This window comes from Klebsiella quasipneumoniae subsp. quasipneumoniae, assembly GCF_020525925.1.
In the GTDB taxonomy this organism is placed as follows: Bacteria; Pseudomonadota; Gammaproteobacteria; order Enterobacterales; family Enterobacteriaceae; genus Klebsiella; species Klebsiella quasipneumoniae.
In genome coordinates, this window is the sequence record NZ_CP084876.1 from 2,786,450 (window position 1) to 2,806,153 (window position 19,704).

The window sequence follows — 19,704 nt, forward strand, 5'->3', positions numbered from 1 at the left end:
ATTTTTAATCAAATAATTATTTAACTTAAAAAATCAGAACGACGCAAAAAATAAAAGTCGCCGTAAAATTATCGCTGAAAATTCAGCGCGATTGCCGGGGAAAATAGAAAAGAGGGATTTCTTTAGTTAATAAAGTCCAGACGCGCACACCGTTGGTGCGCGACTGGCGACAGGCTTAATGGGCGGGAGTGACAGCGCTGCGCTGGGCTTCGCGCAGGGCAAGACGCAGATGATCGTGATGTTTGGTCAGCAGCTCCCGCGCGTGCCAGGCGTCCAGCCCGCTGAGCAGCATCAGGATCGCGGTGCGGCAATGGTGGTGGCAGCGGGTCAGCGCGGCTTTTGCTTCGCTGCGCGTGCAGTCGGTGGCCGCCATGACAATCGCCACCTGCCGCTCCGCCCAGTGCGGAGTGTCAGCCTGCAGATCCACCCGCAGGTTGCTGTACACCCGGCCGTCACGGATAGCGAGGCCCGTCGACACCATGTTAAGGATCTGCCGCTGGGCCAGCCGGGCCTTCGGATTGGTCAAACCCGCCACCGCTTCCGGCCCGGTCTGCGGAGCAATAACAATATCCGCCAGCTGCGCCGCCTCGCTGGCCGCCTGCTGGGTCACCACCGCGATCGGGGCCCCCAGCGACCAGGCGTGGCGCATCGCCCCCCAGACCCACGGGGTCTTGCCGCTAACGGTCAGCGCCAGCAGCATATCGTGGCTGGAAAAGTCCAGCGACTGCAGCTCGAAGGCGCCAAGATCGTAATTATTCGCCGCCGTCTCCCGCTCGGCCATCGCCGCCGTCTGGCCACCGGCAATCAGCCCCACCAGCGCGTGTTTGCCTTCCGGAGAGTAGTCGCTGACCGCCTGGACTGCCGTGCGGCCTGATTCCCCGGCGCCGATAATGACCAGACGCCCTCCCCGGCTCATTGTCGCGGTGGCGATATCAATCAACCGGGCGATATCCGGCAGACAGGCGCCGACCGCCTCCGATATCTGCTTATCATCCTGATGCAGCATCGCCAGCATGTCGGCGGTGGCGAGGCGATCGATGTGGGTGGTATCCGGGTGACGACGTGCCTGCATTGACGCGGTTAGCGAACTGCTCATAACAACCTCCATTTACGACAGAAAAAGCGCATCTCGGCGAAATCAGCGGCCTGATGCATATCCTTATATTCATCAGGACTATTTAACCTCTGTCGCCACTATAAGGGGAATCTTCCGCGCTTTACCGCCGTCGGGGTCACAGTTTACCGTCCCGATCGCCCGTTCACGGGCAATTGCCGATTATCTGAGCAATCCTGTCTCAGGTCTTATCTTCGCCTTCCGCCTGCATGGCCAGCCAGAAGGATTGCTGACAGAGGTTATAAAATTGTTTGCGCATTGGCTTCACCTTCAGGCCGGCGCTATCGATAACCTGCCAGTCGATCCAGCACTCCGGGCAGGAGGCGGCATCCTGTTGCGGAAGCTCGAGCTCGTAGCGGTGCTGGATCACCACCCCGCTGCGATGCCGCCAGCGCGCGATCTCCCACTCTGCTTCCGCTTCACGGTCCTGTTCACGATGCTGCGTCAGTCGTTCAACGTGCTGTTGCCGGAGGATATCCCGGACCAGAGATGCCAGTTCCATCATGTCTGCCTTAAGCCTGTGGCGAAAAGCGACAGTTTATCGTGGACGGGCCGAGGCTACCGTAGCAAAAGCGGCCTTTTGCTTTGATTACACGGCTTTATGAATGCCGCGCTATCAGCGATAATAATCGTTCACTGAATCTATCCTGGATCGTCATGAAGGCATCAGAGCACCCGCCTCGCGTTCGTCAACGCGCCTTACCGCTAAAGCTGAGCACCGCCGTCTCCTTGATGATTGGCAGCGTGATCGGCGCCGTGCTGCTGCTGGTCTATGCCCTGTGGTATATGCAGATCAGCAATGCCACCCGCGACGGCCTGAAAGAGACCGCGCTGGCGGTGGCGCGTACCATGGCTGATATGCCGCAGGTGAAGCGCGGACTGGCGGCGCCGCCGCAGCAGCAGATTATTCAGCCGCTGGCGCAGGCCATCACCCGGCGCAACGACCTGCTGTACGCTATCGTCACCGATATGCACGGTATTCGCTATTCGCATCCGGACAGCTCAATTATTGGCAAACCCTTCATCGGCCACGATATCCAGCCGACGCTGCAGGGAAAAGAGAACGTGGCCATTAACCACGGGGTGCTGGCCCCGGCGCTGCGGGTGTTTACCCCGGTGTTCAACGACCAGCATCAGCAGATTGGCGTGGTGGTGGTCGGCATTTCGCTGAGTAAAGTGGACGAGCAGATCGCCAACAGCCGCTGGGACGTGCTGCTGACCATCCTGTTCAGCGCGCTGGTCTGCGCCATCGGCACCTGGAGCCTGGTGCGCGGCCTGAAGCGCGTCCTGCTGGGGCTGGAGCCGCACGAAATCTCCACTCAGTTTCAGCAGCGTCAGGCCATGCTTCACGCCCTCAAGGAGGGGGTGGTGGCGGTCGATGTCCATGGTGAGGTTAACCTGATCAACCCGGCGGCGCGCGAGATTCTCTTTTCCGGGCCGGACAAGACCCTCGCGCATACCCCGCTGCTCGCCGACCTGCAGACGGTTTTGCACAGCGGCGAGCCGATGTACGACCGCGAGCTGGGGTGCAATGGCCTGTTGCTCATCAGCAACACGGTGCCTATCCGCAGCCAGGAGGCGGTGGTCGGCGCCATCTGTACCTTCCGCGATAAGACCGAAGTCAGCCAGCTGCTGCAGCGGCTGGACGGCATGATGAGCTATGTGGATGCCCTGCGCACCACCTCACATGAGTTTATGAACAAACTGCACGTGATCCTCGGCCTGCTGAATATGAAAAGCTATGGCAAACTCGAGGAGTACGTGCTGCAGACCGCCCACCGCTACCAGGCGGACATCGGCGATATTCAGCACCGCATTAAATCCCCGGTGGTGGCCGGCTTTCTGATAAGTAAAATGCAGCGCGCCACCGAGTGCGGCTTTACCCTTAAGCTGGCGGAAGAGAGCCTGGTGCCGGATTGCCCGAATGAGAAGCAGGTCACCGTGCTGGTGACGGTGCTGGGCAACCTTATCGAGAACGCGCTGGACGCCATGAGCGGTCAGGCGGAGGGCGAAATCGGCCTGCTGCTGCACTATCAGGACGGCTGGCTAAGCGGTGAAGTGAGCGACGACGGGCCGGGGATCCCGGAAAACAACATCGACGCTATCTTTAACAAAGGCTTCTCCACCAAAGGCGAGAATCGCGGCGTCGGGCTGTTTCTCGCCAACCAGCAATTACGCGAGCTGGGCGGCACCCTCGCCGTCGAGTCGGAACCCGGCGTATTTACCCAATTTTTTGTTCATCTCCCCTGGGATAGTAAAAGGAAACGTGCGTGATAAATGTGTTGATTGTTGACGATGATGCCATGGTGGCCGAACTGAATCGCCTGTACGTGGCAAGGGTTCCCGGCTTTCGTTGCAGCGGGAGCGCCTCGACGCTCAGTCAAGCCCGGGAGATGATTAACGATCCGCAGCTGGAGATCGATCTGGTGCTGCTGGATGTCTATATGCAGCAGGACAGCGGGCTCGATCTGCTGCCGACTATCCGTAAATCGGGGCGCGCCATCGATGTCATCATGATCACCTCGGCGGCGGATGCCGCCACGGTGCAGACCGCCATGCATTACGGAGTGGTCGATTACCTGATTAAACCTTTCCAGTTTCCCCGTTTTGAAGAGGCGCTCACCACCTGGCGGGAGAAGCGCAAGCTGATAACCGGTCAACCCTATTACGAGCAGGCCGACGTTGACCGCCTGCTGCACGGCGGCGCGCCGGAGGCCAGCGACGCGCGCAAGCTGCCCAAGGGGCTCACCGCGCAAACCCTGCGCACCCTGTGCCAGTGGATTGACGCTCACCCGAACGTTGAATTCTCTACCGATGAGCTGGCGGCGGCGGTGAATATCTCCCGTGTTTCCTGCCGCAAGTATCTGATCTGGCTGGCGCAGATCAATATTCTCTATACCACTATCCACTACGGCGCCACCGGGCGGCCGGTCTATCGCTACCGCCTGGTGGCCGAACAGTACAGTTTGCTTAAGCAGTACAGTCAGTAACGCGGTAGCCGCTGTCCAGCGACGCAAAGCGCAAGCGCTGCGGCGATGACAGTATAATGTCGCGATTTTTGGTGACGAAAATCGCGTCGATATCCTGCCGCTGACGCAACGCTGCGCAGCCTTTCTCGACGCCGAGGCCGAACAGCAGCGTGGTCCAGATATCGCCGTCTAAAGAATCGCTGGAAATCACCGTGACGCTGTCGAGTTCGTTGTCCAGCGGGTAACCGCTGCGCGGGTCGAGAATATGGTGCCAGCGCTTGCCGTCCTGCTCGAAATAACGTTCGTAGGTGCCCGAGGTGACTACCGACTGTCCGTTGACCGTCAGGGAGCCGATCAGCGCCTGCGCATCGGCAAACGGTTTTTTCAGGCCAATAGCCCATTCGCCGAGGGTATGCACATTGCCGCCGAGGTTGATCAGCGCCCTTTCCACCTGCTGCTGACGCAGATAATCACGCACCCGGTCAGCGATATAGCCTTTGGCGATCGCCCCAAGATCCAGCTCCATCCCCGGCTGCTGAAGAAACACGCTGCAGGTTGCCTCATCAAGGATCACCTCCTGCGGGCGGGTCAGCGCCAGCCGGGCCCTGATTTCGCCGGCGTCAGGCACGCTGTGTCCCTGAAAGCCAATCCGCCACAGCTTCACCAGCGGCCCAATCGCGAGGTTAAAGGCGCTGTCGCGCACCATGCTGGCGGCTTTGGCGCACTGAATGAGCTGAAAGACCGGGCGGCTGACGGTCACCGGGTGACGTCCGGCGGCGTGGTTGATATCCATCACCTGGGACTCGGCGCGGTTAACGGTAAGCAGATCTTCGTAGCGCTTGATTAACTGAAATACGCGGGAGGCCAGCGCCTCATCATGGGAGCAGAGTTTGAGCAGGATGGGAGAACCCATCAGAACGGCGGAGTAGCTATAGACGCGGTTATCAGACATCGGGCTCTCCTTAGTAGGGGTAAGCCGGGCGGCGACAGCGCCGGCCCGGCATCAACAATGGCGTGTTATCCTCTGGCGCGTTTCGCCGCCTGGTGGCCCGCGAGGGTGCCGAAGATGATGATATCCGCCACCGCGTTACCCCCGATACGGTTGCCGCCGTGGATCCCGCCAACCACCTCACCGGCGGCGTAGGCGCCGCGGATCGGCTGCCGGGCAACGTTCAGCACTTCGCCATCGGTGTTAATGGTCACGCCGCCCATGGTGTGGTGCACCCCCGGGGCGATACGAATGGCGTGGAACGGACCTTCGTTAATCGGCGCGCGCAGCGCGGTGGTACGGCCAAACTGTTCATCATGCTGTTTTTCCACCGCCCCGTTGTAGCACTCGAGGGTGGCGAGGAAGGCATGGTAATCCATCCCCAGTTTCTCCGCCAGTTCACGCGGCGAGCTGGCGCTGGTGACGAAGCCTTTGGCGATGTACTCATCGGCGGCTTTGTTTTTCGCCCGTACATGTTCGTCAAAGACGATGTACGCATAGTGTTCCGGCAGGGCGATAATCGCCGCGGAGACTTTATCGCGGGTCTCCATTTCGTTGAAGAAGCGGTTACCCTGCTGGTTGACGAGGATCGCCCCACCGCCGCGAATCGACTCGGAAATCAGATAGGAGGTCTGCTGTTCAACGGTCGGGTGAATTTGAATTTCGCCCATATCCACCGTGTCGGCGCCGATACGCTCCAGCAGCGCGATACCGCTCCCGGTGGCCCCTTTGTGGTTGGTGGTGACGAACCCTTCGAGGTCAGGACGATACTTCACCACCATCGCGCTGTTGGCGCTGAAGCCGCCGGTGGCCACCACAATGCTTTTGCTCTGGACTTCAATGATCTCGTTTTCGTCGTTGATCAGACGCACGCCGCTGACTTCATCGCCGCTCATCAGGATCTCTTCCACCGAGGTATCCAGCAGGACGTCGATGCCGCGTTTGGTGATGTTGCGCACCAGGCCGCTAATCAGATAGCCGCCGACCGCTGACCCGTCGCGCGGACGGTGGGTGCGGTCAATGCTCATCCCGCCGGTGGTGGTGATATCGTTGAGCATAATGCCGCGGTCAGCCAGCCATTCAATGGCTTGCGGGGCATTCTCCACGAAGCGGCGCAGCAGCTGCGGGTTGTTTTTATTGTGCCCACCTTTCAGGGTTTCCTGATAGAACAGCTCTTTGCTGTCCTGAATGCCTTTCACGCGCTGGAAGCGGGTCTCCGCGGCGTTCATCCCGGCGGAAGCCTTGATGGTGTTCCCGCCAATGGTCGGCATTTTCTCGACGATCAGCACGCTGGCGCCTTCGTCGTGAGCCTGAATGGCGGCCGCCAGACCGGCGCCGCCGCTGCCGACCACCACCACATCATAGCTTTTCGGCGCGGCGTCATTGCCGCCCTCTTCCGCCGCCAGCGCTTTGCTCGATTTCAGCATCGCTTTGGCGACCGCTTTTTTCACCGCCTCGCTCTGGCTGGTGGCCCCGGAAATAGCGTCCACGTGCGGGGTATTGGCGGTCAGAATACGTTCGCGGATCTCTTCGAAGCTGGTGGTGAACTCCACGGTCTGCACCGGGCTCGCCGCCAGTTCGATATCGGCGATATGGTCATTTTCGAGGCTGACGTTGATCACCAGCTCATTGGCGTCATCCTGAACGGTTTCAACAAACATCCCCGGCTTAAATTTGGCGTCGCCCATGCTCATGTCGCGGATCATCGCTTCCACCAGCGAGAAGCGCCACAGCGGTTCCGGAATGTGCAGCGCCTCGCGCTGGGTGCTGTCGATAAACAGCTCCAGCTCTTCACCCGCGGCGATACGAGCCGCCCAGTCCGGATAGGCGATGCAGGCGCGGCCCACGGCGATCAGGTCATAGCCGTGATCGAGGCCCAGCTCGGCATCGGCGACGTTAACCACCCCGCCGACTCCCATCACCGGCACCTGAGCCAGAGTGTCAGAGCGCATGGCGCAGTATTTCTCAATCAGCGGCGTTGGGTCGCAGGTATCAACGATAGAGGGACGCAGAGTCGCGCCCACCGAGAAGTGCAGATAATCGACGCCGCGAGCGGCCAGTTTTTCCAGCAGATACATGGTGTCGTCGAAGCGGATCCCCGGGACCTCCATCTCTTCCGGCGAGAAGCGGTAACCGATGATAAAGGCATCGTCAGCGTACTGGCGGGCCATTTTATGGGTGATGTCGAGCACCGCCAGCGGGAAACGAGCGCGATTGTCGCGGCTACCGCCCCACTCGTCGTCGCGCTGGTTGGAGTTCGGCGAATAGAACTGCTGAATGAGATAGGTGTTAGCCCCGTGAATTTCGACCCCGTCGAAACCGGCGAGGATAGCGCGACGGACCCCATCGCCAAACTTGGCGATCATGCCTTCCACTTCGTCTCCGCTCAGCGCCCGCGGCATCGCGGCGCCCTCACGCGGGGCGGCGATAGCGCTCGGCGCCACCGGCTGGCGACCGCCGATCAGCTGCGGGTCGACCATGCGGCCGCCGTGATAGATCTGCAGAATCGCTTTCGAACCTTCCGCTTTAATCGCTTCGGCGATTTTCGCCAGGCCGGCGATTTTTTCATCGTTATCGATACCGATAGCACCCGGGAAGGCCAGGCCGTAGTCATCAATAAAGCAGCACTCGACAATAATGGTGCCGATGCTGCCGGCGCGAGCGCGATAGTACTCCACCAGCTCGCTGGTGACAGTCCCATCGAAATAACCGGTGCAGGTGGTCATCGGCGCCATGAGCAAACGGTTTTTCAGCTCCGTACCATTTGGTAAAGTAAATGGCTGCAGAATTCGTTCGTTACTGGTCATAAGTTACGCTCCAGATTTTAAAATATTAAAAATTCAGAATGGGGTGACGGAATTATTAATGGTTGTGGTTTTTTTGATTCCTGTTGTCATGCCAATAATATAATGGGTTTTTTAGTTACTAAATCAATTACGTTAGTTATAAAACTATTTAACCCCAGCAATAACATCGCTACCTCTATTGTATTATTAAAATAATAAATAGCATTTACATAATACAAATGAACGATAACATTTCAGATACTTACGTTAACATTCACAACGACCAAACTCGCGCAAATTACAGTTATTATTCATCAACTTACGAAACACATGGAAAAAATTAGCATTAATTGCTTATTTTTATTTTAACATTTACCGATATTTTAGCCAAAATAACACCTCATCACATAGGGTTATACTGATAATAAAAAAATAGTGAAATCACCTGCTTTTCTTGATCTTGATCAATTGCAACGGCCATTGAAAGCGCAATATATAAATAACCAATAAATTTAATTTAACGCCCATCAAATCGCGTTAAATAATCGCCCCAACGATACTCAGAAACGCAAAATAAAAACTAAAGAAACTTTTGTAATTAAAGAAACCACTGAGCGCATCGCTGGCGTAAACGTTATTTTCAACAACTTACAGATACTCATTATGAAAGAGAAAAAGACAACCATACCGCCTGCCGGTGCAGTCAATCCAACGACTGCGAATAAAAAACGTCTCCTGATGATGGCGCTGCCGATTATCGTTGCCGTGCTGTTACTCTTCGTCCCGGTCCCGGACGGCCTGCCGCCGTACGCCTGGCACTACTTCGCTATCTTCGTCGGGGTGATCGTCGGGTTGATTTTTGAACCACTGCCTGGCGCCGTTATCGGCATCACCGGCGTGGTGGTCATCGCCCTGTGCAGTCAGTGGCTGCTGTTCAGCCCGGAACAGATGGCCGCACCTGGCTTCAAAATGGCCGGCGCCTCCTTTAAGTGGGCGGTGAGCGGCTTCGGCAACTCCACCGTGTGGCTTATCTTCGGCGCCTTTATGTTCGCCGCCGGCTACGATAAAACCCAGTTCGGCCGCCGCCTGGCGCTGATTCTGGTGAAATATCTCGGCCGTCGCAGCCTGACGCTGGGCTACGCCATCACCTTCGCGGATCTGCTGCTGGCGCCGTTTACGCCGTCGAATACCGCGCGCAGCGGGGGCACCATCTACCCGATTATCGCCAACCTGCCGCCGCTGTACGGTTCAAAACCGAACGATCCGAGCGCGCGTAAAATCGGTTCCTATCTGATGTGGGTAGCGATCACTGCCGCCTGTATCACCAGCTCGATGTTCCTGTCGGCACTGGCGCCGAACCTGCTGGCGCTGGCGCTGGTAAAAAGCATTGTCGGTATCAACATTTCCTGGGGCACCTGGTTCATCGCCTTCCTGCCGCTTGGCGTACTGCTGATCCTGACCATGCCGCTGCTGGCCTACTGGTTCTACCCGCCGGAAGTGAAAGTCAATAACGAAGTGCCGCTGTGGGCCGCTCGTGAACTGGAAAAACTGGGCAAACTGTCGCGCAATGAGATCCTGCTGCTGGTGTTCGTCTGCTTCGCGCTGATGATGTGGATCTTCGCCGCCGACTGGATTGAACCGGCTCTGGCCGCCCTGCTGGTTATCGTGCTGATGCTGTGGACCGGCGTGCTCTCCTGGAGCGATATCACCAACAACAAAGCGGCGTGGAACACCTTTGTCTGGTTCGCCACCCTGGTGGCGCTGGCCGACGGCCTCTCCTCTACCGGCTTTATCGCCTGGCTGGGTAAAGAGGGCGGCGCGCTGATGAGCGGTATCTCCCCGGGGATGGCGACCATTGTCCTGCTGCTGGCGTTCTACCTGCTGCACTATCTGTTTGCCAGCACCACCGCGCACACTACCGCGCTGCTGCCGGCCATGCTGACCATCGCCGCCACCATCCCGGGGATGAATATGGAAGTGTTCGTTCTGCTGATGGTGACCTCGCTGGGCGTGATGGGGATCATCACCCCGTACGGTACCGGCCCAAGCCCGATCTACTACGGCAGCGGCTATCTGCCGACCAAAGATTACTGGCGCCTCGGCACCATCTTTGGCGCCATCTTCCTGGCCGCCCTGCTGCTGATTGGCTATCCGTGGATGTCCATGATGTTCTGATTCATAACCGCCGGGACCACCCCGGCGGTTTTATCTTTATGGAGTAAGTGATTATGTCGACTAAACCGTTTGTTTATCAGGATCCGTTCCCGCTGGCGCACGACGATACCGAATACTATCTGCTCAGCAAAGCGCACGTCTCCGTCGCCGAATTTGACGGCCAGGAAGTGCTGAAAGTGGAACCGCAGGCGCTGACCCTGCTGGCGCAGCAGGCCTTCCACGACGCCGCCTTTATGCTGCGCGTCTCCCATCAGCAGCAGGTCGCGTCAATTCTGCTCGACCCGGAGGCCAGCGATAACGATAAATATGTCGCCCTGCAGTTCCTGCGCAACTCGGAAATCGCCGCCAAAGGCGTCCTGCCCACCTGTCAGGACACCGGCACCGCCATCATCATGGGTAAAAAAGGCCAGCGCGTCTGGACCGGCGGCGGCGACGAAGCCGCCCTGGCGCAGGGCGTGTACAACACCTATACCGAAGATAACCTGCGTTACTCGCAGAACGCCCCGCTGGATATGTATAAAGAGGTCAACACCGGCACCAACCTGCCGGCGCAGATCGATCTCTACAGCGTCGACGGCGACGAATATAAATTCCTGTGCATGGCGAAAGGCGGCGGTTCCGCCAATAAAACCTATCTCTATCAGGAAACCAAAGCGCTGATCACCCCGGCGAAGCTGAAAAACTATCTGGTGGAGAAGATGCGTACCCTCGGTACCGCGGCCTGCCCGCCGTACCATATCGCCTTTGTCATCGGCGGTACCTCGGCGGAAGCGACGCTGAAAACCGTCAAGCTGGCCTCCACCCGCTACTACGACGGTCTGCCAACCGAAGGCAACGAGCACGGTCAGGCGTTCCGCGATGTGCAGCTTGAGCAGGAACTGCTGCAGGAAGCGCAAAACCTCGGCCTCGGCGCGCAGTTCGGCGGCAAATACTTCGCCCACGATATCCGGGTGATCCGCCTGCCGCGCCACGGCGCCTCCTGTCCGATCGGCATGGGCGTCTCCTGCTCCGCCGACCGCAACATCAAAGCCAAAATCAACCGCGACGGTATCTGGATTGAGAAACTGGAGAGCAATCCAGGAAAATATATCCCTGAACATCTGCGTCAGCAGGGCGAAGGCAAGGTGGTCAGCATCAACCTGAATCAGCCGATGAGCGAGATCCTGGCGCAACTGTCCGCCCATCCGGTTTCCACCCGCCTGAGTCTCAACGGCACTATTATCGTCGCCCGCGATATCGCCCACGCCAAGCTGAAAGAGCTTATCGATAATGGCGAGGAACTGCCGCAGTACGTGAAAGATCACCCGATCTACTACGCCGGCCCGGCCAAAACGCCTGCCGGTTACGCCTCCGGATCCCTCGGCCCGACCACCGCAGGCCGCATGGACTCTTACGTCGATCTGCTGCAGTCCCATGGCGCGAGCATGGTGATGCTGGCGAAAGGCAACCGCAGCCAGCAGGTCACCGACGCCTGCCACAAACACGGCGGCTTCTACCTCGGCAGCATAGGCGGCCCGGCGGCGGTGCTGGCGCAACAGAGCATCAAGAGCCTTGAGTGCGTGGCGTATCCGGAACTGGGGATGGAGGCGATCTGGAAAATCGAAGTGCAAGATTTCCCGGCGTTTATTCTCGTCGATGATAAAGGCAACGATTTCTTCCAGCAGATCCAGACGTCGCAGTGCGCCGGCTGTAAACAGCACGGCTAACGCCCCCCTCTGGCGCTAACAGCAGGCCGTCGCCGTTCAGGTGACGGCTTTTTTTATGCCCGCGCCGCGCCAGCTTGAATTCACTTCCTGCCCGGCTATGCTCAACGACAAGTCGTCCCTTGAATGCTGAAAAATAACAATAATTCCCTTTCCCGGGTTGATGCTGACCCTCGGGTCGACCGGGACGATGCCCCAGCCGTCGCGCCGCAGGAGGGTGAGAAATAAGGGATAACGTAGCGGCATTTCCGCCGGGTGGCGGCTGCGTCTTACCCGGCCTACAACGACTGCCGGGCAATCCGACCTGGACGACGACTCAACCCTGCGCGGCGTCAATGTCGTCAAACACCTGCTGCGCCAGATGCATCGTGGCATTGGCCGCCGGCAGTCCGCAGTACAGCGCAGAGTGCATGATCAACTCTTTCAGCTCATCGCGGGTCACCCCGTTGTTAAACGACGCGCGCAGATGCATCTTCAGCTCCGCCTCGCGATTGAGAGCAATCAGCATGGCAATGGTGATCATACTGCGGGTGTGGTGGTCGAGCCCCGGACGGGTCCAGGTCTCACCCCAGGCGTAGCGGGTGATAAAGTCCTGAAACTCTTCGTTCAACGGCGTCAGATGCTGCAGCGTACGGTCGACGTGGGCGTCGCCCAGTACTTTGCGCCGCACCGCCAACCCGTCCTGATAGCGCTGTTTATCCTCCATGGCGTTCTCCCTGGAAAAAGCTCAGCAGCGCTGAAGTAAAGCTTTTCGCCGCCTCAATGTTTGACAGATGCGATGCCGGCAGAACTACCACCTGGGAGGCGGGGATCTGCTGCTGCAGGAAATTAGCGTCACCGACCGTGGTGACAGGGTCACTTTCCCCGGCGATGATTAACGTCGGCAGCGGGATCTGCCCTACTTCGCCCCGCAGGTCGGCGGCGGCCAGCGCCTCACAGCAGGCGGCATAGCCTTCGGCGTCGGTATGGGTCAGCTGGTGACACAGGGCCTCCACCACCTCCGGCGCCTGCTGGCGAAACGCGTGGGTGAACCAGCGATCCGCCGCCCCGGCGGCCACCACCGCCATTCCCTCCTGGCGTACCGCCCGCGCCCGCGACAGCCAGCTGGCCTGATCGCCGATGCGCGCCGCGGTGTTCGCGACAGCCAGACCATAAAAACGCTCTGGCGCAAAGCGGCCCAGCCACAGACCGGTCAGACCGCCCATCGAGATCCCGCAGAACCAGGCGCGGTCGATATTCAGATGATCGAGCAGCGCAATCACATCTTCCCCCAGCTGGGCGAGGGTCACTTTGCCATTTTTCGTCGTTTTACCGTGGCCGTGGGTGTCGTAGCGCAGCACCCGGAAATGGGCGGTTAACGCCTCTGTCTGCGGCTGCCACATCGCCCGGGTGGTACCCAGCGAGTTGGAGAGAACGATAACCGGCGCACCTTCCGGTCCATCGAGTTGATAATCAAGATTCATCATGTTGCTCCTGATAACGCGCCAGCACCTGGCGCACAAAGCGTTCGGCGCTGCCGGTCGCCGTTGCCGGGTCCAGCAGCGTGGTTAAGCGTTCGCGGGAGAGATACTGACTAACCTGCGGGTCTGCCGCGAGCAGATCGACAAGCGGGCAGTGGCGGTCCAGCGCCTGACGGCACAGCGCCTCAATATGATGGTGCGCCTCAGCTTTGCCGATGCATTCCGCCAGCGCCAGGGTCACCGCCTCAGCCATGATCAGCCCGTGGGTGATATCGAGGTCGGCGCGCATCTTTTGCGGGAAGACCTGCATGTCGCGCACCAGCGCCTCGCTTTGCGCCAGCGCCCCGCCCACCAGGGTAATCAGCTCCGGCAGGGTCTCCCACTCCGCCTGCCAGCCGCCCAGCGCCCGCTCGTGCTGCTGAATCTGGCAGGCGTAGAGGGTGGCCATCAGACCCGGGGTGCGCTGGGCGGCGGTCAGGATCGCCGCGCAGGCCACCGGATTGCGCTTATGCGGCATCGTCGACGAGCCGCCGCGCCCTTCCGCTACCGGCTCGCCCACCTCAGCCACTTCGGTCTGCATCAGCAGGGAGAAGTCGTTAGCGAATTTCCCCAGGGTGCCGCAGACGCCAGCGAACCAGGCGCCTGCCTCCAGCAGCCGATCGCGCTGGCTGTGCCACGGGGTATCCGGCAGCGACATACCGAGGTTCTGCGCCAGCGCCTGGCTAACCGCCGGTCCTTGCGCTTTCAGCGCGTCCAGGGTCCCCGCGGCGCCGCCGAACTGCAGCACCAGTAGACGCGGACGCATCTCCCGCAGCCGCTGCTGCCAGCGCAGCAGCGCGTCGAGAGTGCCCGCCAGCTTCAGACCAAAGGTCACCGGCAGCGCATGCTGCATCCAGGTCCGGCCCGGCATCACGCTGTGGCAATGACGGTCGGCCTGCCCGGCGAGGGCCGCCAACAGTCGCTCAAGCAGTTGCTCGGCGGTATCCAGCGCCCCGCGCAGCTGGAGCACCAGCCCGGTGTCGATAGCATCCTGACTGGTGGCACCCCAGTGAACGTAGCGCGCGGCGTTTGGATCCCGCGCTTTTACCTGGGCCGTCAGCTGTTTCACCAGCGGGATCGCCAGATTACCCGCCCCCACAGCCGCCTCGCCCAGGGCGGTAAAATCGATCGCCTCGTGGCGGCAGGCCGCGACAATCGGCCCGACCGCCGCCGCCGGCACCATCCCGCAGGCGGCCTGCGCCTGGGCCAGCGCCGCTTCAAAATCCAGCATGCCCTGCACCCGCTGCGCGTCGCTGAACCAGTCGGTGAGCGGACTGCTGCGCAGCATCGGGGTCAACAAACTCATTCTGGCTCCTTAAACACGTTCAATAATCAGGGCGATCCCCTGCCCGACGCCGATGCACATGGTGCACAGCGCGTAGCGGCCGCCGGTCCGTTTCAGCTGGTAAGCTGCGGTCATCGCCAGGCGGCCGCCGGAGGCGCCGAGCGGATGCCCCAGGGCGATCGCCCCGCCGTTGGGGTTCACATGGGCGGCATCGTCCGGTAAGCCCAAATCACGGGTCACCGCCAGCGCCTGGGCGGCGAAGGCTTCATTCAGCTCGATCACGTCCATCTGGGCTAACGTCAGACCGGTCTGCGCCAGCACCTTCCGCACCGCCGGCGCCGGGCCAAAGCCCATAATGCGCGGCGCCACCCCCGCCGTCGCCACGCCGACCACCCGGGCCAGCGGCTGAAGATCGTTGGCCGCCAGCGCGGTTTCGCTGGCCAGCAGCAGCGCGCAGGCGCCATCGTTAACGCCTGAGGCGTTGCCGGCGGTGACGCTGCCGTCGGCGCGCACCACGCCGCGCAGTTTCGCCAGCGCCTCCAGCGAGGTGCTGCGCGGGTGTTCATCGCGGCTAAACCGCAGCGGCTCGCCTTTACGCTGCGGCACCTGGACGGCGATCAGCTCATCGGCAAAACGCCCAGCCTCCTGGGCCGCGGCGGTGCGCAGTTGACTGCGTAAGGCGAACGCATCCTGATCGGCGCGGGAAATGGCAAACTCATCGGCGACATTTTCCGCCGTCTCCGGCATGGAATGCACGCCGTACAGGGCTTTCATCTGCGGGTTAATAAAGCGCCAGCCGATGGTGGTATCCTCCATCTGCATGCTGCGGCTAAAGGCGCTCTCCGCTTTACCCATCACAAACGGCGCTCGGGACATGCTCTCCACGCCGCCGGCGATCATCAGCTGCGTCTCCCCGCTTTTAATCGCCCGCGCCGCGACGCCGATCGCATCGAGGCTGGAGCCGCACAGGCGGTTGATGGTGCTGCCGGGCACGCTCTCCGGCAACCCGGCCAGCAGCAGCGCCATCCGCGCCACGTTGCGGTTGTCTTCCCCGGCCTGGTTGGCACAGCCAAAGATCACATCGTCAATGCGCGAAGGATCCAGTCCCGGGTTACGCTCCAGCAGCGCTTTCAGCGGCAGCGCCGCCAGGTCGTCAGAGCGCATCGTCGCCAGGGTACCACCAAAACGGCCAAAGGGTGTACGCACCGCATCACAGATAAATGCCTGATTCATCATAGGTTCCTTACGCGCTTTCCGCCAGTTGTTCAAAGGTCAGCGTCACCGGAGTGATGCGCTGCAGCTCTTCAAAAGAGAGACCGTTAAAGATTTCCCGCACCACCGGGCCGCGGTCGGTAATGTCGATCACCGCCAGGTCGGTATAGATCCGGCTCACGCAGCCGACGCCGGTCAGCGGGTAGCTGCACTGTTTCACCAGCTTGCACTCGCCGTCGCGGGTTAGATGGTCCATCATCACAAACACCTGGCGAGCGCCGATGGCCAGATCCATCGCCCCGCCGACCGCCGGGATGGCGTCCGGCGCGCCGGTGCTCCAGTTGGCGAGATCGCCGCTGGCGGAGACCTGATAGGCCCCCAGCACGCAGATATCGAGATGGCCGCCGCGCATCATGGCGAAGGAGTCGCCATGGTGGAAATAGCAGCCGCCCTGCAGGAGGGTAACGTACTCTTTACCGGCATTGATCAGCTCGGGATCTTCTTCTCCGGGCTGCGGCTTCGGCCCCATGCCCAGCAGGCCGTTCTCGCTGTGCAGGAACACCTCTTTGTCGGCAGGCAGGTAGTTGGCAATCCGGGTCGGCAGGCCAATGCCGAGGTTAACGTAAGCGCCTTCGGGGATATCGCGGGCCACGCGCTGGGCCATTTCGTCACGGGTCAGTTTTTGCATCTCGGGTTCCTCAGGCGCGTTGTGCGGCAGTCAGGTTTTCCAGCGAGAACACGCGCTGGACGAAAATGCCGGGGGTGATGATGTGTTCCGGGTCGAGGTCGCCCAGCGACACCAGCTGCGAGACTTCAACGATGGTGGTTTTCGCCGCCGTCGCCATAATCGGGCCAAAGTTGCGCGCTGCTTTGCGATACACCAGGTTGCCCCAGCGGTCGCCCTGGTGGGCTTTAATCAGCGCGAAATCGGCTTTGATCGGATACTCCAGCACATAGTGGCGGCCGTCGATTTCCCGTGTCTCCTTGCCTTCCGCCAGCGGCGTGCCGTAGCCGGTGGGGGTAAACACCGCCCCCAGCCCGGCGCCGGCGGCCTGGATCCGCGCCGCGAGGTTGCCCTGCGGCACCAGCTCCAGCTCCACTTTGCCGCGGCGATAGAGGTCATCGAAAATCTGGGAATCGACCTGGCGCGGGAAGGAGCAGATCATTTTGCGCACCCGGCCAGCCTTGAGCAGCGCCGCGAGCCCCACTTCGCCGTTGCCGGCGTTGTTGTTAATGATGGTCAGGTCGCGGGCGCCCTGGTCAATCAGGGCGTCAATCAGAAAGGTCGGCTGGCCGGCGGGACCAAAGCCGCCGATCATAATAGTCGCCCCGTCGTGGATCCCGGCGATGGCCTCGCTCAGCGTCGATACGCTTTTATCAATCATCAGGTCGCTCCATTGATGTGCGGTAATCGCACTTTTATTCGTTGTTCGCACAAAATGTGACCCGCTTAACGATGTCGGTCAAGGGCGATAATCGAAATATGGTGCGATAATCGAACATCGGTTATCTTTAGCGAAAGAATGTGATCGATGGCAAATATGGGGAACAGAAATGGACAAGCATCCAGACGATTTACTGACCGGCGACGGCGATCCGTTTAAGGGCGATCCTAACTTCATGGCCTCGCTGGCGCGCGGCCTGGAGGTGATTCAGGCATTCACGCCGCAGCGGCCCCTGCTGTCTATCTCACAGATCAGTCAAAAGACCGGCATTCCGCGCGCAGCGGTGCGCCGCTGCCTGTATACCCTGAGCAAGCTGGGGTTCGTTTATGCCGAAGACGGTAAGCATTTTCAGCTGCGGCCGCGGATCCTGGCCCTGGGGCACGCCTGGCTGGCCTCGACGCCGCTGGCGCGTTCGGCGCAGCCGGTGCTGCGGCATCTGAGCGAAATGCTCAATGAGTCCTGCTCCATCGCCACCCTCGACGGGGACGATATCCTGTATATCGCCCGCGCTTCCAGTTCGCGGATCATGACCATCGACCTCGATATCGGCAGCCGCCTTCCGGCGTGGGCGACCTCGATGGGTCGGGTGCTGCTCAGCCATCAGCCGGAGGAGAAGCTCAACGACATGCTGGCCCGGGTAACCATGATCCGCTATACCCCGCAGACGGTGGATTCGGTGGCGAAGCTGCGCGCCGAGCTGAAACGGGTGCATCAGCAGGGGTATGCCCTCAACGATCAGGAGCTGGAGATGGGCCTGCGCTCCCTCGCGGTACCGCTGTTTAACGCCCAGGGGCAGGCGCAGGCGGCGCTGAACGTCGGGGTGCATGCGGGCCAGATGTCGGCCCGCGAGATGATCGACCGCGTGCTGCCGGAGCTGCAAAAAGCCGCCCGCGAGCTGACGCTGCTGCTGCGCTAACGGCTGCGCTTGGCGTGCCGCTCCCAGGTCTCCTGCTTCGCTTCGGCCGATTTACGCAGCGCGACATAGCAGGCGCCGCTACCGCCATGATGTGGTAGCGCAGCGCAGAAGGCCTGCACCTCCGGCAGCTCTTCCAGCCAGCGCGCCAGATAGCTGCGGATGATATTGGCATGGGACTGGTCGTCGCGGCCTTTGCCGTGAACGATCAGCACATTGCGTAACCCCTCTTTCTGCGCCTGCACCATAAAGGCGAAGAGCATCTGCCGGCACTGTTCCACCGGCTGGCGCAGCAGGGAGAGGCTCGCCTGCTGGCTGTATTTCCCCCGCCGTAGCTTATCCAGCACACCGCTCTGCAGCCCTTCGCGCTTAAACTCCAGCGGCGTGGCGAGCGGTACGATATCGAGATAGCCGGTAGTGAGAAAATTATCCAGTTGCAGGGTGTCGACGCGCTGCGGGGCGCGACTGTTGCGCCCGGGATGCCAGTGCACGTCATTGTTACGTTTCAGGGGCTGGACATCTTCCATGGCGTCAAGAAACAGGGATTTGTCATCAAGGTTCATGGGCTCTCCTCCAGCGGCTGTCGCCAGCTACTATAGCCGCCTCGCGCTCCCCCCTCAACGCGTTTAGCCCCGTCTGCTGGCAAAGTGAGCGCGACGGGCGGTTAAGGAAACAATTGTCGACTCTGGCGGCGAAACAGGGTGATTAATGACGCCGTTAGCGGCGTCTGCCGGGTGTCGCGCCGCTGGATCAGAAAATAGGCCGCCGTCGGCAACGCTTCGCGGACGGGGATCATCATCAGCTTGTCCGCCATCATCGGATCGTTGCCGAGCTCCACCGGCAGGATACTGAGAAAATCGCTTTTCACCACCAGGCTGATGCACGACGAGAAGGTCTCGCACACAATATCCACCTTTGGCGCCAGCCCGGCCTGATTAAACCGGTCCTGCAGCTGTTTAAAGTAGCTGCCGCGCGGCGTCGGCATGGTCCAGTGGTGATCCATCAGCTCCACCAGCGAGGTGGCCTGCGCCGCCGGATGCCCCGCGCGGGCGAAGACCGCGAACGGTTTCTCAAACAGTTTTTCAAAGCTGAACTCATGGTCGTACGGCCCGGGATAGTAGGTGTTGATGGTGAAATCCAGCTCCCCCTGGCGCAGCTCATTGATCATCGCCAGCAGCTGGCCCTCCATGATCCGCACCTTCACCTGCGGATGCTGCTGATGAAAGCGGCAGATCACCGACGGCATCAGCGACCGGGCGACGCTGGCGCCAAGGCCAATATTGATCTGCCCGGCCTGCTCTCCCTGGCGCTGCAGCAGTTCATCCTGCGCCGCCCGCAGCTCCTCGAGAATCAGGCTCGCATGTTGATAAAAACTTTCGCCATCGTCAGTCAGCGCCACCCCCTGGCGGCGGCGGACGAACAGCTGAGCGGAAAGCCCCTCCTCCAGCTCTTTAATCGCTTTGGTCAGGGCCGGCTGCGAGACCGCCAGCGAGCGGCTGGCGCCGCGAATACTCCCTTCCCGGGCCACCTCGACGAAGGCGCGAATTTGATGAAATTTAATCTGAAATGCCATGCTTTTGGTGATAACCGTTGTTTATCAGACGGAAGAAAATGA

The 19,704-nt window shown here is 60.4% G+C and carries 18 protein-coding genes; 5 read left to right on the top strand and 13 right to left on the bottom strand.

The window, feature by feature from the left end:
• Positions 1-175 precede the first annotated feature (175 nt).
• Together LGM20_RS13600 and LGM20_RS13605 are read right to left on the bottom strand one after the other, a co-directional pair.
• Positions 176-1,096 carry an N-acetylmuramic acid 6-phosphate etherase gene (locus LGM20_RS13600; protein WP_044522765.1) on the bottom strand — a complete coding sequence of 307 codons (921 nt, stop codon included), beginning with the start codon at positions 1,094-1,096 and terminating at the stop codon, positions 176-178.
• 199 nt (positions 1,097-1,295) lie between these two features.
• Complete coding sequence (locus LGM20_RS13605) at positions 1,296-1,616, bottom strand: hypothetical protein (RefSeq protein WP_044522762.1); 321 nt, start codon at positions 1,614-1,616, stop codon at positions 1,296-1,298.
• Between the two features lie 155 nt (positions 1,617-1,771).
• Between LGM20_RS13605 and LGM20_RS13610 the strand changes: the two genes are divergently transcribed.
• Together LGM20_RS13610 and dcuR are read left to right on the top strand one after the other, a co-directional pair.
• Positions 1,772-3,388, top strand: a complete 1,617-nt coding sequence (locus LGM20_RS13610; protein ID WP_044522755.1) for a sensor histidine kinase — start codon at positions 1,772-1,774, stop codon at positions 3,386-3,388.
• Entirely contained in the window at positions 3,385-4,104 is a 720-nt protein-coding gene (dcuR, locus tag LGM20_RS13615) for a two-component system response regulator DcuR (RefSeq protein ID WP_044522752.1), read from the top strand. The genes LGM20_RS13610 and dcuR overlap by 4 nt, the downstream gene beginning before the upstream one ends.
• Here dcuR and LGM20_RS13620 read toward each other — a convergent pair.
• Both LGM20_RS13620 and LGM20_RS13625 read right to left on the bottom strand, forming a co-directional pair.
• Complete coding sequence (locus LGM20_RS13620; protein WP_023289523.1) at positions 4,085-5,035, bottom strand: FAD:protein FMN transferase; 951 nt, start codon at positions 5,033-5,035, stop codon at positions 4,085-4,087. The two genes, dcuR and LGM20_RS13620, sit on opposite strands and share 20 nt — an antisense overlap.
• Positions 5,036-5,100: 65 nt before the next feature.
• Positions 5,101-7,878, bottom strand: a complete 2,778-nt coding sequence (locus LGM20_RS13625; RefSeq protein WP_044522748.1) for a flavocytochrome c — start codon at positions 7,876-7,878, stop codon at positions 5,101-5,103.
• A gap of 642 nt (positions 7,879-8,520) precedes the next feature.
• On the opposite strand from LGM20_RS13625, the gene LGM20_RS13630 reads away from it, so the two are divergent.
• Together LGM20_RS13630 and fumA are read left to right on the top strand one after the other, a co-directional pair.
• Positions 8,521-10,032, top strand: a complete 1,512-nt coding sequence (locus tag LGM20_RS13630; protein WP_049092623.1) for an anion permease — start codon at positions 8,521-8,523, stop codon at positions 10,030-10,032.
• Between the two features lie 53 nt (positions 10,033-10,085).
• Positions 10,086-11,738 carry a class I fumarate hydratase FumA gene (gene fumA / locus LGM20_RS13635; RefSeq protein WP_044522743.1) on the top strand — a complete coding sequence of 551 codons (1,653 nt, stop codon included), beginning with the start codon at positions 10,086-10,088 and terminating at the stop codon, positions 11,736-11,738.
• Between the two features lie 36 nt (positions 11,739-11,774).
• Here fumA and LGM20_RS13640 read toward each other — a convergent pair whose 3' ends face one another.
• The 7 genes from LGM20_RS13640 to LGM20_RS13670 all read right to left on the bottom strand — a co-directional run bounded on the left by LGM20_RS13640 (position 11,775) and on the right by LGM20_RS13670 (position 17,116).
• Entirely contained in the window at positions 11,775-11,981 is a 207-nt protein-coding gene (locus LGM20_RS13640; protein ID WP_044522742.1) for a hypothetical protein, read from the bottom strand.
• Between the two features lie 70 nt (positions 11,982-12,051).
• Positions 12,052-12,441 carry a 4-carboxymuconolactone decarboxylase gene (gene pcaC, locus LGM20_RS13645; protein ID WP_023289519.1) on the bottom strand — a complete coding sequence of 130 codons (390 nt, stop codon included), beginning with the start codon at positions 12,439-12,441 and terminating at the stop codon, positions 12,052-12,054.
• The gene (gene pcaD, locus LGM20_RS13650; RefSeq protein ID WP_044522740.1) at positions 12,431-13,198 is read right to left on the bottom strand and encodes a 3-oxoadipate enol-lactonase; all 768 of its coding nucleotides are present in this window, start codon (positions 13,196-13,198) and stop codon (positions 12,431-12,433) included. Before pcaD ends, pcaC begins: the two co-directional genes overlap by 11 nt.
• The gene (locus LGM20_RS13655) at positions 13,188-14,540 is read right to left on the bottom strand and encodes a 3-carboxy-cis,cis-muconate cycloisomerase (RefSeq protein ID WP_044522738.1); all 1,353 of its coding nucleotides are present in this window, start codon (positions 14,538-14,540) and stop codon (positions 13,188-13,190) included. Before LGM20_RS13655 ends, pcaD begins: the two co-directional genes overlap by 11 nt.
• 9 nt (positions 14,541-14,549) lie before the next feature.
• Positions 14,550-15,752 carry a 3-oxoadipyl-CoA thiolase gene (pcaF, locus tag LGM20_RS13660; RefSeq protein WP_044522735.1) on the bottom strand — a complete coding sequence of 401 codons (1,203 nt, stop codon included), beginning with the start codon at positions 15,750-15,752 and terminating at the stop codon, positions 14,550-14,552.
• Between the two features lie 10 nt (positions 15,753-15,762).
• Positions 15,763-16,419 carry a 3-oxoacid CoA-transferase subunit B gene (locus LGM20_RS13665; protein WP_044522731.1) on the bottom strand — a complete coding sequence of 219 codons (657 nt, stop codon included), beginning with the start codon at positions 16,417-16,419 and terminating at the stop codon, positions 15,763-15,765.
• Positions 16,420-16,429: 10 nt separating this feature from the next.
• Positions 16,430-17,116 carry a 3-oxoacid CoA-transferase subunit A gene (locus tag LGM20_RS13670; RefSeq protein WP_023289514.1) on the bottom strand — a complete coding sequence of 229 codons (687 nt, stop codon included), beginning with the start codon at positions 17,114-17,116 and terminating at the stop codon, positions 16,430-16,432.
• Positions 17,117-17,285: 169 nt separating this feature from the next.
• On the opposite strand from LGM20_RS13670, the gene LGM20_RS13675 reads away from it, so the two are divergent.
• Positions 17,286-18,092: an IclR family transcriptional regulator domain-containing protein gene (locus LGM20_RS13675; protein ID WP_023289513.1), complete on the top strand. Its 807-nt coding sequence runs from the start codon at positions 17,286-17,288 to the stop codon at positions 18,090-18,092.
• On the opposite strand, the gene smrA is transcribed toward LGM20_RS13675, so the two are convergent.
• Positions 18,089-18,652, bottom strand: coding sequence for a DNA endonuclease SmrA (gene smrA / locus LGM20_RS13680; RefSeq protein WP_032452707.1), 564 nt, complete (start codon positions 18,650-18,652; stop codon positions 18,089-18,091). The two genes, LGM20_RS13675 and smrA, sit on opposite strands and share 4 nt — an antisense overlap.
• A gap of 101 nt (positions 18,653-18,753) precedes the next feature.
• Positions 18,754-19,662 carry a LysR family transcriptional regulator gene (locus LGM20_RS13685; protein ID WP_044522727.1) on the bottom strand — a complete coding sequence of 303 codons (909 nt, stop codon included), beginning with the start codon at positions 19,660-19,662 and terminating at the stop codon, positions 18,754-18,756.
• Positions 19,663-19,704 lie beyond the last annotated feature (42 nt).